The sequence below is a fragment of the Aneurinibacillus tyrosinisolvens genome (assembly GCF_001015055.1).
Taxonomy (GTDB): Bacteria; Bacillota; Bacilli; order Aneurinibacillales; family Aneurinibacillaceae; genus Aneurinibacillus_A; species Aneurinibacillus_A tyrosinisolvens.
On record NZ_BBWZ01000064.1, the window covers coordinates 1 to 16955 of the forward strand.

The 16955-nt window shown below is 41.1% G+C and carries 13 protein-coding genes; 4 read left to right on the forward strand and 9 right to left on the reverse strand.

Translation table 11 applies throughout. The features are described 5' to 3' along the window. The first annotated feature begins 433 nt into the window (after positions 1-433). Entirely contained in the window at positions 434-1987 is a 1554-nt protein-coding gene (locus MBEAL2_RS26515; RefSeq protein WP_047155223.1) for an IS1182 family transposase, read from the forward strand. Positions 1988-2634: 647 nt separating this feature from the next. Here the strand turns inward: MBEAL2_RS26515 and MBEAL2_RS26520 are convergent. Together MBEAL2_RS26520 and MBEAL2_RS26525 are read right to left on the reverse strand one after the other, a co-directional pair. Further along, entirely contained in the window at positions 2635-4164 is a 1530-nt protein-coding gene (locus MBEAL2_RS26520) for a phospholipase D-like domain-containing protein (protein WP_047155224.1), read from the reverse strand. A gap of 925 nt (positions 4165-5089) precedes the next feature. Continuing rightward, positions 5090-5446 (reverse strand): hypothetical protein, encoded by a 357-nt coding sequence (locus MBEAL2_RS26525; RefSeq protein WP_236693029.1) that lies wholly within the window; start codon positions 5444-5446, stop codon positions 5090-5092. Positions 5447-5766: 320 nt separating this feature from the next. Here MBEAL2_RS26525 and MBEAL2_RS26530 point away from each other — a divergent pair, with 320 nt between their 5' ends. Next, the gene (locus MBEAL2_RS26530; protein ID WP_047155225.1) at positions 5767-6234 is read left to right on the forward strand and encodes a DUF2642 domain-containing protein; all 468 of its coding nucleotides are present in this window, start codon (positions 5767-5769) and stop codon (positions 6232-6234) included. Positions 6235-6403: 169 nt separating this feature from the next. Here the strand turns inward: MBEAL2_RS26530 and MBEAL2_RS26535 are convergent, their stop codons facing one another. From MBEAL2_RS26535 to lysA, 4 genes are all read right to left on the reverse strand, one after another. Continuing rightward, positions 6404-6643, reverse strand: a complete 240-nt coding sequence (locus MBEAL2_RS26535) for a hypothetical protein (protein ID WP_047155226.1) — start codon at positions 6641-6643, stop codon at positions 6404-6406. A 689-nt stretch (positions 6644-7332) separates the two neighbouring features. Continuing rightward, entirely contained in the window at positions 7333-7587 is a 255-nt protein-coding gene (locus tag MBEAL2_RS26540) for a hypothetical protein (RefSeq protein ID WP_047155227.1), read from the reverse strand. 430 nt (positions 7588-8017) lie between these two features. Then, a complete protein-coding gene (gene ltrA, locus MBEAL2_RS26545) occupies positions 8018-9781 on the reverse strand; it encodes a group II intron reverse transcriptase/maturase (protein ID WP_052948044.1) in 1764 nt (587 codons plus the stop codon). A gap of 905 nt (positions 9782-10686) precedes the next feature. After that, on the reverse strand, positions 10687-12045 hold the full coding sequence (gene lysA / locus MBEAL2_RS26550) for a diaminopimelate decarboxylase (protein WP_047155228.1): 1359 nt from the start codon (positions 12043-12045) through the stop codon (positions 10687-10689). A 960-nt stretch (positions 12046-13005) separates the two neighbouring features. Here lysA and MBEAL2_RS26560 point away from each other — a divergent pair. After that, positions 13006-13281 carry a DUF2642 domain-containing protein gene (locus MBEAL2_RS26560; protein WP_047155230.1) on the forward strand — a complete coding sequence of 92 codons (276 nt, stop codon included), beginning with the start codon at positions 13006-13008 and terminating at the stop codon, positions 13279-13281. A 216-nt stretch (positions 13282-13497) separates the two neighbouring features. On the opposite strand, the gene MBEAL2_RS26565 is transcribed toward MBEAL2_RS26560, so the two are convergent. Further along, positions 13498-14085: a YitT family protein gene (locus tag MBEAL2_RS26565; RefSeq protein WP_047155231.1), complete on the reverse strand. Its 588-nt coding sequence runs from the start codon at positions 14083-14085 to the stop codon at positions 13498-13500. Between the two features lie 243 nt (positions 14086-14328). Then, positions 14329-15471 carry an IS4 family transposase gene (locus tag MBEAL2_RS26570; protein ID WP_047155232.1) on the reverse strand — a complete coding sequence of 381 codons (1143 nt, stop codon included), beginning with the start codon at positions 15469-15471 and terminating at the stop codon, positions 14329-14331. Between the two features lie 654 nt (positions 15472-16125). On the opposite strand from MBEAL2_RS26570, the gene MBEAL2_RS26575 reads away from it, so the two are divergent. After that, positions 16126-16533, forward strand: a complete 408-nt coding sequence (locus tag MBEAL2_RS26575; RefSeq protein ID WP_047155233.1) for a hypothetical protein — start codon at positions 16126-16128, stop codon at positions 16531-16533. Positions 16534-16662: 129 nt separating this feature from the next. Here the strand turns inward: MBEAL2_RS26575 and MBEAL2_RS32355 are convergent. Further along, the coding region (locus MBEAL2_RS32355) for a hypothetical protein (RefSeq protein ID WP_082130212.1) at positions 16663-16955 on the reverse strand (293 nt) is incomplete at its 5' end.

Genomic DNA, 16955 nt, shown 5'->3' on the forward strand with positions numbered 1-16955 from the left:
GGTGTGCTTTATAGAAAGCACACCCGTAGGTTGTTTTTACTTATTTGCCACTACTTTCGTATATAAACTTCCATCAAATTAAAGTTAGCTTTAGTTTACAGTTTGAAGATTATCGGACAGGATGAAACAGTTGCCCAGGCGAAACCAAGCTGGATGCTTTTGTTTATATCCTGCTGGATAAAACCGCCTCCAAATGGAATCGGTATTTTGTTTTTTCCATATTAAGTTTAAAAAGTTCATGTATGGACACAATAATCATCAGGGAAGAAGGTCAATCTTCCCCCCTTTTTTCTTGGTTTATACTTGACTTCATGAGGACGTCCCAAAAGTAACTTGGGACGTCCCTTTTTGCAAAAAAAAGAAGAAAATCGCCCTTTTTGGTATAATGAAGTCACCACAACCCACTAAACACCTAGAAAGGAACGATTTTCTTATGTTTATTGATTATAACATGAACCAACTCATTCTACCACTGGACATTGAAATCCTCATTCCTGAACATTACTTGAGCCGAATCGTCAACCTCGCGGTTGAAAAGATGGACCCCAACCTGCTTCTTTCTCTTTATCCGGGCGGAGACCGGCCTCCGTATCATCCCAAAATGATGCTGAAAGTCCTTCTTTATGCGTACACCAACCGAATCTATTCTTCCCGGGTTATCGCCAAACAATTGGAAGAGAACATTTATTTCATGTGGCTTTCCGGGCATCAAAAACCAGACTTCCGTACGATTAACCGTTTCCGTTCCGAACGTATGAAGGAAGTGATTTATGAAACGTTTTTCTCCATTGTCGATTTACTTCGCGAGGAAGGATGGGTGAAGCTGGAAGATTATTTTCTTGACGGCAGAAAGATAGAAGCCAATGCCAATAAATATACGTTTGTTTGGCGTAAATCAACCGAAAAGTATGATCAAAAGCTGGATGAGAAGTTCCAACAAATCGTCCTGACTATTGAAGAAGCAACACAACAGGATGAACAGGCAGAACGAGAAAAAGATCTTCAGGAAAAGCTGGAAGAAGCTCCGATTACCTCCGAGAAAATCGCTGAAACCGTAAAGAAGCTGGAAAAACGGCTCGAACAGGATCCGAAAAACCGGACCCTAAAAAAAGTGAAACGACAGCTGGAAAAAGATCTTCTGCCCCGGAAGCAAAAGTATGAAGAACAAAAAGCCACCTTGGGGGAGCGTAACAGCTTTTCGAAGACAGATAAAGAAGCGACCTTTATGCGAATGAAGGACGATCACATGAAAAATGGACAGTTGAAACCCGGCTACAACGTACAGATCGGGACCGAAGGTCAATTTATCACCGGGTTCAGCCTTCACCAGCGTGCAGGAGATCCGGGCTGCCTGATTCCTCATTTCGAGTTACTTGAACAATACAACCGGCCCAAGCCAAAAGCGTTGATTGCCGATTCCGGTTATGGCAGCGAAGAAAACTATGCGTACTGCGAAGAGAAGAAAATCGAGGCGTATGTCAAGTACAATACGATCGATAAGGAACAAACCAAAGCCTGGAAGAAGCAAACGGGCCGGCTGGAGAATATGACGTATGATGAAGAACTGGACGAATGGATCTGTGCCAACAACAAGCGCCTGACGTTTACCTATGAAAAACGGAGGAAAACAGAAAACGGATACGTGTCGACCCAAAGAACGTACCTTTGTACTGAATGTCCTCACTGCCCGTTCCAATCTTCCTGCGCCAAAGGAAAAGACACCAAAAGCATCGCCGTTTCCCTTCAAAATCAAAAACAGCGCAAAGAAGTACGAGACCGGCTAGCCACAGCGGAAGGGAAAAAGAAGTATAAGAAAAGGAAAGTGGAGGTCGAACCAGTTTTTGGCCACATCAAACACAATCGCCACTTTTCTCGATTTTCATTAAGGGGCCTCTTTAAAAATACAGCGGATTGGGGTCTTCTTTGTATTGCCCATAATCTGAAAAAGTGGGAAACCCACACGAAAGAGAACCAAAAAATAAGCTAAATGACGTAAGAAATCTGCCCTTAAGAAGTCTGTGGTATCCATAAATAACCAAAAATTAGGATAAAAAAAGAGGCTGGTTCGAAAAAGTCGCTTTTCGACGACCTTTTGGGACAGCCTCATGATTGTAATAATATAAGACGATGTACGTTGGAAATTTATCGCTCGAACCAGATCCTTCGAGGAAAGGAAATAAAATCCTCCGATAAAACCTGATATACAGCATTGTTTAAGGGCATTAAAAGTCCCATTGTGTGATTTGATATTTCTACTTATTGTGGTGTAAAGGTTTGAGAGATGTACGGATGCCACCCTTCATTTTCCGTGCCTAAAGTAAGCCAAAAAAATAAAATATAGTACCACAATTGAAGAACATCATTTCCTTTATCCTTTCAACACAGAATAAGTTGCCCTGAATAAAGGCGACTTATTCTGTGTTTCTGGGCAACATCATTTTAAACAACCTTTTATATAAGGAAGACAATCGTATGTTAATGAAATTTGATCGTTATCTACCAAGTGGTCGTTTATCCTGCACGAGGGCATTATCAAAGGTGCGCAACGGGATTATCATGCCAAAACCAAGGTAAATAGCCCGATCCACTGTGCGCAGTGCAAACTGCCGTGAAGCAGCAGAGCATGTGCGCGGGCTATAACAATGGGGAAAGCAGGCGAGCGCCTTGCTCGAGAGTACGCTGTGAAAAGGAGCGCTGCAGTAGATCTTCCATGCGCAACGGCACAGAATCAGTGAGATCGCGCTCGAACTGCTCTGTGAGTTCCCGTGCCACGTCGGCACTGTACAAGACTTCACACACCTCGTAATTCAGGCGAAAACTTCTCAGATCATAGTTTGCGGCGCCTACTTCGGCAATCGCCTCATCGATGATCATCTGCTTTGCGTGCAACACACCTTTGTCGTACAGGTAGATATGAACCCCGGCTTCCAACAGTTCTCCATAATAAGTGCGGCTTGCAAGACCCACGATTTTTTGATCCACATGGCGAGGAACCAGCAATCTTACGCGCACACCACGCGCCACAGCTGTCTTTATCGCATTGATGATATCTGCATCAGGTATAAAGTAGGGGGTGGTGATGTCAATGGTTTTGGCCGCTTGTGTCAGGCAAATAAAGTAAGCCTGCCGGATGACGGGAGTAGGAATGCCAGGATTCCCTTCTAACGTGTGCACATACGCTTTCTGCAATGCTTCCGTGCCTGGGAAGGTTTCTGCGCCGGTGCCCTCCATGGTGCCCAACTCAGTACTCCATTCTGCCAACGCTCCGGAAAGAGCTGTCCTGCCGGGTGGAGCACTGTTCTGTAGTTTATGCCCTGGACCCTGAATGGGCTTTCGCGTATCCTCTGCTTTTGTGTTCCGGCGTGTCCTCGTCTTCCTCCGTTCCGGTGAAGCGATGTTCCAATGGGCGTTGAAGATAGCCTGCAAATCGACTGGAGCTTCCCCTACGATACGCAAATGAGTGTCGCGCCAGAACCCTACATTCGGCTTCAATCCGGTATACTCATACCCGACGTTGATCCCCCCTGTAAAAGCTTCCTTTCCGTCAATGATGACAATCTTGCAGTGATCTCGGTAATTCCAATTGGACATGATCCAGGGAAAGCGCAATGGAAATATCGTCCGGCATTCAATCCCTGCATCCATCATCTGGATGATCCTATGCCGCGGAAATTTCCGGCTCCCCCAACCGTCTCTCACAAAGCGGACCTGAACACCGGCTGCAGCCCGTTCGATCAGCAGGTTCGTGATGCGTGTACCAATTTGATCATCCCGAAAAATGTAATATTCCACATCAATCGTTTTTTGGGCGTTCTGTAGGGATTCGATCAGTTTTTCATAGGTTTCAATGCCGTTTATAAGTACTTGGACCTGCCCAGTCCGAAGCCCATGTACGGTCAAATGCCGTAAAGCATGAGCAATGATGGAGGCTGAGTGGCTGAATGAATCAGACAACATATCCGACTCATTATGCGGAGAAGTCAGTCTTTCTCGATGAATACGCACGGGATTTGATGTGCTCAGATAGAGTCCGAACCCGATGACAGGCAAAAGGAGGCAGATGGTTAGCCAATTTAAAGCCTTGGCCGGCCGGCGTACCTCGCGGATCGCTACAATTAACATAAAGACCGTATTTAATATGTATAGCCCAAGAATCCATACCAACTGAAATTCCTCCCTTGTTTATCCTATAACATGTGCAGACTGGGATGCGCGTATACGCTTGGAATTTCGAATGAGATGCTCGGGAGTTGGAATCATGTGCGCGGCGGGAAAGCGCTGTGGACATACTCTTTGATTTAGGAAGGATAGTGGTAGTTTAAAAGCCGTTCTGAATATGGAACGGCTGCTTTCGTTCACATTTTGCATAGTAGCGGACGTTTTACTAATGAAGGAGATACAATTCACCAGAACTCATTCTTCTTCCTCGAGGAATATCTGCCCATTGAACGGCCCGACGGACGGCTTCCTGCATACTAAATGTTTCTGCCCGCTGTCCTTATACGTGGGGAAGGAGCCAATCGTGTGCATATAACTGAAAACCCATCTGTGTTTTTTCTTGGAATGACAGTAACTGTGTAATCAAGAACTTCTCTTCTTCGTATAAATTTTTCTGACATCCTTAACAGTTGGCCTGCCTAGATATGGGAGGGATCCGTTATCCAATTCGCTTGTAAAATCGCCTGTAGCATCGTTGCCATCGTTGCGTATCGCCGGGCGATTATTCAAAGGGTATTGCTGAACAACATATTCACGGGTATATCTCACTTCTTTGTACTATCAATGGTACTCTATTCCACAAATGTCCCGAATGTTTTAGGCCATTACCTAAATGACTCGAAGAGTGAACAGGATCAAGTCATTCTGGTTTGCACTCCATTTCCCCACAGGCCCTACATTAATTTATCCATTTTCCGAGTTTCGGATTTTTAGGTATTCTTCTCCCCTATTCCTGTATTCCATCAAAAAACCTTCAGGAAAAAATAACATGAGAAAAACGGTCCTTATTCGCACGCTGTGCTCCTAACGAATGGTTCTCCTACATAAGAAAGTGGGAGGAGTCAGTGCTGGCTGTTCCTACTCTCTACACTTAAGGCAGTCGCGTAACCGTTTCTACGGCCCATATACCGCCTGGACCTTGTTTCACAGGCTGATAAAGATCGATGACAAAACGGCAGGGACCATGGGTAGCACGAACAAGGGCATGATTTAATCCCGAATCATAATCGTAATAATAGCCTTGAAAAGTGAACGTATCATTAGGAGAAAAGCCCAGATGAGCAATACCGACTCTTCTCGCGGTTTCCACTGGATTCAATCGCCAAGGATTCCCTCCGTGATCGACAAACTCCTGAATCGAAATAAAATCCTCTGGCACAGCTACATGCCCCGTTTTGATTTCTCTACACATTTCACGCCATTGTCTAAACATCCACTGTGGATTCATCCGGACCCTCCTTTTTAATTAAGATATGCATCTGTCCGTTGGAGGTGTTGAATAGGCGATTCGAAACTTTCTATCGAACAATCAGCTGCAAGTCAAGTACAATCAGCTATGCAAACACAGTCAGCCCAAGCATCAAAATAAACAAAAGTGATGCAGGAAGAGCAATCCGCCCTATTAGATGATCATGGGATATAGAAAAAAGTAATAAAATGTAAAAAAAGGAATAAAGAGTTTGTTTTTTTAGGTTAACCTACACGGCTTCTAGACATAAGCTGTAAGGTAATTTTCAAATAAAAAATGGGGAAAAGGAGTGTTTCCCAGTGTATCAAAATCCCTATTATTCCTATCTGTACTTCTTTCCTTATGTATACTATCCCCCCTGCCCCTCGCATTCTCCGTATCATTCGAAAAGTAAAAGAGCAAAAAGAATTGAACAACCTGGTGTTACACATGAGTTAAAAGAAATTACAGCAGTCTCCTATCCCGTATTGAGTGAAGTTGAACCTAAGAATGAAGAAGCTTTAGATTCCATAGTAAGCGAAGTTGAACCCAAGAGTGGAGAAGGTGAAGCCGATGAAAAAGAGCAGCCCCTCTTTAAAGAAGTGGATATTTTTAGCGATTATTTCCTAAATTGCTTAGGAAAAAGAAAAGGAACAACGGTATCCGTTGCTACTATGGCTGGAGTAATTAAAGGAACCTTAGAAGAAGTTTCCTCTCATTGCGTTTTACTCAAAGTAAATGAGGAAAGTTACCATATCAGACCCGAAGGAATGATCTATTTTAAATAAAGACTTTTTAGTCTAACAGAGGATAATGAATAAGGCTCATTTAAAAGCACATAGACAAAATAACTTACCTAATTTTAGGTAAGTTATTTTGTTAAGAAATGCAACGTACGATATCTCTATTCTTTTAAAATATTTTTGACATAGCTGGCATGATTGGACATTATTTACTTTATAATTCAGCTTCGAATGCTCTTAGCTTATCGATGGTAATTGATATCTCATTTATAAGAGCTTCACGTCCGGCTTTTGTTTTTACGTGTAGTGTATCAATCTCCAAGTCTCTAAGATGCTGTTTATAACGATGCAACATGCTTGTGAGCGCAGTTTTTTTCTCAGCTTCTGTGTAGGGTTTTTCTTCCCCTACATCTGAAATTAGAGGTTCCTTTATTTCACCATTATTAACTTCCATTCATCGTCCTCCTTAGTTAAGCGATAATGAGCAGTCTGTATCGTCGTTCCATCTTGCCAACCAACTTTGAGCTTACTAATCCTTACTTTACTATTAGTTTTTTATATTTTTAATTTATGCCATTTTTTATAAAATAGTGTCCAGGCTTTTTTCCTCTTTACATTCCAGAGGAGCCTCTTTTCTAGCGAGTCATATGCCGTTTTTAAATTTCCAGTTGAAAACAGTCCAGTCCATATGTGAAGATACGGCGGGCTTCCTGTCAGAAGTATTCAGCGCGCATACCCCCTTCACAAGCCATTGCGGTTCGCTTTAGATCGTCTTGTATACCGGAAATAAGTAGGCAGCCTCTCGGCTTGTATCATGGAAGAGGCTCGGAGAGCCGATATTATCCACGCGGTTATGATTTCCCATTGCCTTTCAACCCCGTGGCTTTTGCTTTTTCTTTCTTCCTCTCCCCCGTGAAGGATTCGGGTCACGGTACAGTAATATTATGACTTTACTTTTCCTCTTACCAATACTTGAGTGAGGCTATACACCTTCTCAAGCTAACCTTTACGAAGCTTACAAACCTTCACTTTCGTTCACCGTAAGCTGTACCTGACGGTACAACCTCATCCCTCTTCTCCTAGCAGTGTTCTGGATAGTGCATTCATCAGAAAGACAAGGAAGATTATTGAACATTACTTACTCTATCTTTTCACGTGAAAAAAATGCAACTCTTTAATAGCTATTTTTAAAGCCTCAGTTTTTCTATTGGTCAATGAACTACTTATACCGATACTTTCCCAAAAACCTTCTTCCAATTCATGTTCAACGGGTATTTCTCTATCATGCCTATACCATTTGGAAATGTCCGTTTGAAATAATTTATCCTTTTTTCTTTTGATTACAACAACCTTATAAATTCTACTCGGGGAGTAGATTTCTTTAATAATTTGTTCCATCAGTGCCTCCTCATAAGTTTCCATATTAACTATTTTCGAACATAGAAAGCAATAAAACTTCAACTTCGATTCCTGTTAGCTGAAAAACTAAATTTTATAAAAAAGCCTGCTGGATACTATGACAGGTAAACTTATTTGAAATAGAAACAACCTTGTACAATTTCTTGGCTCTTCTACTTCTTAATAATAAAGTGAAAAATCCTGCTCTAGAATTTGGACTTTGGTTTTAGTAACCTCCCTTGCCTTCAAAGCTTGTTATTATATATTACTATGTTAGTCCCATAGGAAAAGTGTGGATGATCCCAACCTAAATCCCCAAAATTAAACTAATTATTTCGTCGGGTAAGTCGGGGGCATTGCTGCCCCTTTCTCCCCTCAGAACCGGACTTGTGACTTTCACCACATCCGGCTCAAGCATACCTTTATCCAATTATCTTAGATTTCTTTGCTCAAGTTCTTTACGAACTTTCTGTTTGAAGGATTGTTCCCCACGTTCTTCTTTCTCATTGCGAAGTTCTTTTTGCGTGGCGATTTTCCCTTTGACAGGGTGTTTGATGTGATGGTCAATATGGCAAGAAATGTGCACAAGCTGGAGGTTTTTATATTCATCAAGACCTCCTATGGCCCGGGGAGTAATATGGTGAACTTCTAATCCTTCTCTGTTATCGCAAATGAATTGTTCGCATAAAGGACAGAGGTAACGTTGTTTTTTGGCAAGTTTTTGCCTACTCATAATATTGTTGGCGTTAAAATACTTGATGTCCCTTTTCTTGTAATATTCCTCAAGTTCTTTGTCAAAAGGACTGTTTTTGTATTTCACCATAACGTGTCTTTGTATCGGTGTCCAACTCATCCTTATCAATTGGTTACCACTCAGCGGATCAGTAAGAATGGACTTATCCTGGCTTTTTCCCGTCTTCTCGGGTTTAAAGTATACCCGCTGTAGGTAACTCCAACTCTTTCTTGGATGAAGTCGTTTCAGGAATTTAATGATAAGAAACCGAATATAGTCGTCCATTCGCCCGAAGGTAAGCTTGGAAACCGTCGGTTTCCAATAGTTTGCGTATCCTAGTAAAATCGGATTTAGTATCTTGATAAGCCTGTCGACATTTTGTCCGTATAATCTCTGTACGGTTTCCCTAATCTTTTCTTTAGCTTTCTTGATACTTTCTTTACTCGGTTTAATCAGTAGCTTATGCCCCTGCTGAGTTGGATATTGTCTTACATGAAAGCCAAGAAAATCGAAGCCAGTTTTGATGGATACTACCTTTGTTTTATCTGACGCAAGCGCAAGTCCCCGCTTATTTAAATACGGAACCAATTCCTCATATAATTTCTGTGCTTCCTTTTCCTCTTGGCAGAAAACCACAAAGTCATCGGCATATCGCACTACGGTTTTTGTACCTGTATTGATCGGTTTAAAACCGTTAGGTTTCTTCAAAATCTTGTATGTAATCTCTAACTCTTCTTCCATTCCATGTAGTGCAATATTTGCTAATAGAGGAGAGATAATACCGCCTTGCGGCGTTCCGGCTGATGTGACGTGGAAGGAGCTGTTGTCCATATATCCAGCCTCAAGCCATTTCACAATTAGCTTCACCAGAGGAAAAGAATGAATCTGCTTATTTATATATTGATGATTGAGATTATCAAAGCACCCTTGAAAATCACCTTCAAAAACCCAAGTTCGCCTACTTTGCGCATTCGCTTGAATAAAGATATTCGCTATCGCATCATGTGCACTTCGTTTGGGTCGAAACCCATATGAGGTGCTTTCAAAACGTTGTTCCCACTGGGGTTCAAGTGCATGCTTAACAACATTCTGATAAATACGGTCGATGATGGTCGGAATTCCTAAAGGACGCAGTTTCCCATTTTTCTTGGAAATATAAACACGGTTGGCAGGCTTAGGATTGTGAAGAGACACATGCCTTCTTTTCAGTTTCTGATAAAGTGCCATACGTTCTTCTGATGTTAAAGCTTTAACGCCGTCTACGCCCGCTGTGCGCTTCCCTTGATTTAACTGCGTGACACGTCGAATCGAAAGAAGTAGGTTCGCCTTGCTTCTTATGAGTAAACGTTGTAATCCTCTGACTCTTTTGCGTTGTCCAAGACGTTCGGCACGATATATCCGTTTTTGCAATTTATCTACATAACGGTAGATTCTCTTCCAGTTGAAAGAATTCCAGTCCATATGTGGAGATATGGCGGACTTCTTGCGAGAAGTGTTCAGCGCGCATACCCCCTTCACAAGCAAATTGCGTTTCGTTTTACACCGTGTTGTACACCAGAAAGAAGTAGGCAGCCTCTCGGCTCGTATCATGGCGGAGGCTCGGAGAGCCGATACTATCCACGCGGTTATGATTTCCCGTTGCCTTTCGGCATCATGGCCTTCGCTTTTTCTTTCTTCCTTTACCCCATGAAGAATTCAGCGTTCCTTACGGTTTGCTTACCTAGATTAAGGACTTCAGGGGGTTTACCAAGTTTCACTTTCCACAGATACAATGGGGACAGGTGGGTTCTGTACTCCGGGCAAGATGTGGGTCACGGCACAGTAACATTATGACTTTACTTTTCCTCTTACCAATACTTGAGTGAAGCTATACACCATCTCAAGCTAACCTTTACGAAGCTTACAAACCTTCACTTTCGTTCACCGTAAACTGTACCTGACGGTACAACCTTATCCATCTTCTCCTAGCAGTATTCCGGATGGTGTATTCATCCTCTGTTTCTGCATTGCCTTCATGCAACCAACCCCTCCGTTGCCAGAGACGCTGTTTCAGGCGGAGATAGCCTTTGTGACTAGACTAGCAACATACCAGCAAATGAGACTAGCGTTGCACTGTATATAAGAAAGCGACTTTCTTGTCGCACCATAACCAAGATTATTGGATACAATAAAGCAACTACCCGGATGAACCTGGACAGTTGCTTTAGTTTAGAGTTTTGACATTATCGGATTTCATTGATTTTTATGCATTAGGATAATAAATGGGTTCTGTATAATTCAATTTACTACATAAAATTATGCGACGGAATGGCGACTTTAACGCAGAGGTTAGCCAGGCGTAAAGCCTGGAATTTACTGGGTTGAAACTAAATACCTAATATTCTTTCAGCCATGTAGCTGTGATTTTTAAGTGTATTCACAGTTTCAGGAATATACTCATTAGTTATTAAGTCTTTGTAGGTTTCGCGTTTCACGACGAGTTCTGCTTGCCCATTCCTTACAAATACAACAGCAGGTCTTGGAATACGGTTATAATTATTAGCCATGGCGTACCCGTATGCACCTGTACATGAAACAGCTAAAATATCTCCATGGTTTACTTTAGGTAACTGGATATTCCAGATGAGCATATCTCCACTTTCACAACACTTTCCTGCTATTGAGACCATTTCTTCCGGCTTTTCATTTATTCGATTAGCTAGTACAGCCTCGTACTTTGCTTGATATAATGCCGGACGAAGATTATCTGTCATTCCTCCATCTACCGATACATATTTGCGAATACCCTCTACCTCTTTTATAGAGCCGATAGTATAAAGTGTGGTTCCAGCTTCTCCAACAATACTACGTCCTGGCTCAATCCAAATTTCAGGAAATGGATAGGCTCTTTTCGTAAATGAACGATGGACAGAATCAGTAATCACTTTTATATAGGCTTCTTCTGTTGGCGGTATATCCTCAGCATGATAACGTATGCCAAATCCCCCACCAACATTTAAAACTTGGGCTGTAAATGATAAGTTATCTTGGAGTTGCGCCAAAAATTCAGCAAGACATTCGATTGCAGCTTCAAATCCTCTCGTTTCAAAAATTTGTGAACCGATATGAGAATGCACGCCAAGAAGATGAACAGAGGAAAGCTGTAAAGCTTCACTGACTGCCTTATAAGCTTGACCGCTTTTTATGTCAAATCCAAATTTAGAATCCTGTTGTCCTGTGACCATGTATTGGTGGGTGTGGCATTCTACTCCCGGACTAACCCGTAAAAGAATATGGGCCGTTTTTCCGTATTTCCGGGCTAAATCGGCTAGCATAGTTAACTCATAGAAATTGTCTACTACGAAACAACCTATATTGGCCTCTAATGCCATTTGAATTTCTTCTCTCGTTTTATTATTACTATGAAAATGGATGCGTTCAGCAGGAAATCCTGCAGCTAAGGCTGTAAATAATTCCCCTGCAGAAACGACATCCAAACACATATTTTCTTCTTCAATAATCTTACATACCTTCATAGTACAAAATGCTTTACTGGCATAAGCTACACGAAACGGGTACCCCGTCTCTTTGAAAGCCTGAATGTAATTTCGACATTTTTGCCGAATTAATTCCTCATCGTAGACAAATAAAGGAGTGCCGAACTTTTGAACCAAATCAAGGGTGTCACAACCCCCTATTTCTAAATGGCCTTGCTTGTTAACCGTAGATGCTCCGTGTAAAAACAAACACGATTCCCCCTTTCTATTCAAGGTTTTAATTAAAAGGATTGGGTAAAATGATTATTGGTAAATCTTCTTGAAAAATAACAAGTTTAGCCCAACCCACTGGCTTTAATTCTTATTACTCCCACCCAATATACTAAGACATCAACCTAATAATTGCCTGGACTAATGTCCCTCCACAAACAACTATTTTTACTTCCAGGTTATTAGTCCAACAATCCCTGGCCTAAAGACGTTTCTCTTTTTGGCTTCGGGTCGTCGATAATCAATATAATTGACGCTCAATACCCCCTGTTTCATTCCCCCTTGTTTAGGTATCAGTATTGACAAAGAGAGGAGATAAATAGTTGGATACTGAGCACTCGTATACATTGTGTCAACACCACCTTCATGGTTATGTACGGGTAACGACGAACGGAAGGTAGAATTTATGATGGATTTATTATCGACGTGAATCGTCAAAACGTTACCCTTGGCATTCCTGCGCGTGAAATAGAAGGAACAGATTCTCATGAATTTGGTTTGGGTCCCTTTAGTACACATTTAACGCTTCCCATATCTATACTTGCTTCCTTGTTTTTACTGCCCTTTTATAGCAGAGTAATCCACTTCTGATTATCACTTACTAGTTTCTTTATTATGGGCAAAAAAAAAACAAAGAAAAGGATAAAAAAGCCGTTTGTTTTGATACAAAACGGCTTTTTACTTTAGACAGTAAGGATAATCAAACATCACTGAAGTTTTATGCACCAAGGTAAGTAAGTCAACTATTCTAATAAGGCAAACCTCTTGCTAAGTTTGCTGCTGTAAACATCAATATAGTAGCCAAACCATTTAAAAAACAAAATATAGGTCATGTAATGAAAAATAAAAAGAGACATAAGCAATTTGGGTATTTGCCTTAGGTCATCTTCCTGCATTCCGCATATATTCCTATCATGGCTAAAAATTAAGGAGGTAAACATGAATCATCCATATTATTACCGTTATGTTTATCCAGTATCCGAACAGATTGAATACGCATCTGAAAAAAGAGAATCCACTTCCAGAAATACTGTGACCTTCACGAAACAACTTCTGAATAATTTGCAGCAGCGAAGGGGAGGGCAAATCTCCGTTGCGACGCCAGTTGAAGTTATTAGAGGAACCTTAGAGGAGGTTTATCCCGATCATATTTTAGTCTCCAATGAAGGAGAACAGTATCAAATTCGGCTTGAGGGGATTATCTATATTAATTAAAAATAGAAAGGATACAAATAAAAACAACCTACTATTCTGTTTTCTGTAAAACATCCATTACCTTTTTGCAAGATATAATATGCTCCGTACTAAAAAGACGATGGGATACTACAATTTGTAGTGAACCATCGTCTTTTAAAGGAAACGGCATTTTTTTAGTAGTTCTACTGATAGCTCGTTCCGTTATTAATTTTTATAATGGAAATAACTGGATGTTTATGTACTTACCTTTAACGTACACAAGCTCGTGGTCAACCCCACAGTTGTAATCGTTATACCAGAGAGAAGAAAGGTGGTTGAGGAAAAAAGAAGTCCCCCGATGCTTATTATAATTGCATCAATTATAAAGATAATTACGCCTACATTTAGATGAAAAACAGGAGCAAGAAATTGGGCTAAAAGATCAGTCCCACCTGTGCTTGTCTCATATCTAAGCATAATACCAATCCCCAACCCAACAAGTGCCCCACCTGTAATCGAACTAAGTAAGGGATATACTTGAACATAAGAAGCAAAATCATATTCCAACGGCTGCAGTAAATCAATCATAAAGGAGGAGATTAACATTCCCTGTAAACCATTGTAGAAATAATCTGGACACGTAAACCAAGCCAATATAAAAATAGGAATGCTAAACATGATAATGGTTAGACCTGCTTTCAATCCCCATAAATACTTACATATTAAACCAATACCAATGATTCCTCCGTCTAGTACCTCAATAGGAGAAAGAAAAGGATCAATACCCATGGCTATTAGGAAACTTCCTATTAAAATCGCGACTGTTTTTGAAGAAAACGGCATAGATAAATTCATCTCCGAAAATAGGACATGATAATATATATGCCGCTACTTTCTTATATAAACTATCCTTCTTATCAGAATTAACTTTAGTTTGACAATGCCTTGTTTTTACATAACAAAGGTTATCAATTGTAGTACAGGTGCCCATAAATATGATTAGCCCATACACATTCGCACTTCTTTCCATACTTTGTAAGGGAATAAACAAATGGAGCGAGTGATATATCATCCCACGCGTGTTGATTATCCAGTTCCAGGAAGAATGCTCCCGTATAATTGCTGATAGTCCTTTATGAATGCCTGGATAATAAGCTCCCATTCTACAGGAAGTTGTGCCTCAATAAACTGGCGGGTAAAGCTGACAAAGCTTGCGCTTCGAATGAAGGGATGCTGTTTCCCTTCTTCATAAAGTGTTTTCAATACTACATAAGCAAGGAGTGCAGCGTATAGCTGATTAAATACGGCGATCTCCGTTGTGCCAAACAGGGTGGGGATGTTCAGATGCTGTTTTATCCAACGGAAAAACACCTCAATGGCCCAGCGGGCCTGGTACATAGAGGCAATCGTTTCAGCATCTACATCATAAAGATTGGTGACGACGCGCATCACTTTCCCTTCCCTGTCGGTGAATTCCACAATACGATGGCGGGATTCGGAACGCGCTTGCGGCGTGCCGAGTTTACAGGTGAAGTCACCTAGAATATTGGAGTCCGCCGGACTCCATCGCCGTAATGACTTTTTTCTATACAGGGCCACATTCATCTTTAACCGAATGACAAACGGCTGGTTCGTTTCTGGTTTTACAAAGGTATCGATCCGCTTGATTTGAAAATAAGCACGGTCAGCCACCAGGATGAATTGCGGGTCAACAAACTCGTTCATCACAGGACTATCATGGCATAATCCCGTTGTTTCCCTCAAGTTACACGGCATCTGCGATGCTTCCAGGAGAGTGACATGAAGTTTGATGCCGGACCGTTTTCCATGATACGGAGCCCACGGCAAACGGGATTCTCCTACCGTGACGGTGGTAGAATCAATGAGCAATAACTCCTTAGGAAACCGGGTGGAACGGCGAATCCGGCGATTGCAACGAGAAAGGATTTTGATGAAAATATCTTTGAAAATGGCATAGGGTACATCGCTTGTTTTTGTAGACAAGGCTGAATAATGAACCTGCGGAAGTCCGTAAGCCGTAGCCACATCAGCCATATGGCGAAACCCTTTCCATTCATGCATGGCCGCCATCATAAGGAATCGCAACAACATGGAAACAGAAAGTTTGCGGGCTGTATCCTTATACTTGTGGGTCTGTAAAATCTCTTGTATTTCTTCTTCGGTAATGAGGTGTTCCAGGACGTCCAAAAGTGTGATAGACTTTTTCATAGGAGGTCGCCTCTTTTCGTAATGAGTTTGTGGTCAGATACAAACTTTTTTTCCCGAAAAAGGCACCTCTTTTTCATTTTTCGGCTTACTTTTTTTGGTTAATCAACACCCGTGGTAACTACTCAGTCCCTGGCCTTTAACCCAGGGAAAATTGGATGATTATAAGAGAAAGTAGATGCGTATAAGTGACATAAGCGTATCAAAAGATATAAAGAAACAGTTCCCTATCCTTTTTCGTCCATCTATAGAATCATTCATTTAATAGCCTATTAGTCTATGCCTGAGTAGTTACCACCCGTGATATCATCCAATTCTAGTTGTAGTGATAATACTGGAGTCATTTTGGTACTTTTTATTTTATTGGTGGCAATTACCTGTGCTTGTGATGACTCCTGCTATTAATTCCAAAGTAAAATAGCCAAACCATTTACAAACTTTATTTATCAAATGTTTCTAGGGCGACATTACCACATTTATTTTTCATATGTATTCTACATACTATTGATTTTTTGATGAACATAGATAAGAACCGAGCATAGGATTCGGATACATATTGCCCAATAACCTGGAATAAACATATATTTGTAATATTTATTTAACAATCATTTTATTTCTTAAAATGGTTGCAGGAACCTTGTAAACAAGGAGGGTTGAATGAAAAAGACAATAAATTCAGAAGACAATCATGGAGCTGATCTACTCGCACGAATAAATCAGAGGTGCTATCCAATCACTTGCAAAATGTCAGAACAATTACAAAAAACACTAAAGCAGCTCCTTACATATGAGGGGCGCACGCATTTCCTTAAGGAGATTTATACAAGCCTTAGCCGATTAGAAGAGCATATTACAAACCTCCAGGAACTTGTGCTTCAAGAAAAAGAAGGGCAACGGCTTATCTATCACTACATTGCTATTGCACAGGATATTCGATCCGCGATATTACAGCTCCGGTATGCATTACGTCTATCCCTGTCCTCGAAGGTAGACGTCCAAATCGCTATTTTACACGCATTAAATCGAAAGTTACTACATGCAATAAATGGATCCCATGAGTTCTAATAGTATACACAGTAAGTATTCCTTAGAAGATATACGCTGTATTTCGTTAGTTGGTCGCCACCCAGGAATGTAAAAGCATCACAAACCAAGTAATCAGATAAGAAATACCGGGCATGCGCCCGGTCCTTTTTATTTCTTCACATCTTCAATTTTGTAAATATGCCCATGTATCCCTTCGTAATACTCCCGGTACATTTCTCCACCACACTTTTCACAACTAAACTGAGGCGGGACCGTAAGGTCCCCATCATCCATCACATCAAAAGAGCGAACCGTATCATACGGAATTCCTTCCATTTCATTGCACACCAAACAGACATAATTGACCTTGTTCTTTTCGCGAAGAAACCGGGACACGGTCATTACGCCTTTCTTTTTGTGTTTTTTCTTCTTTGAGTTTGCCATATTCAATCTCCCTCGTT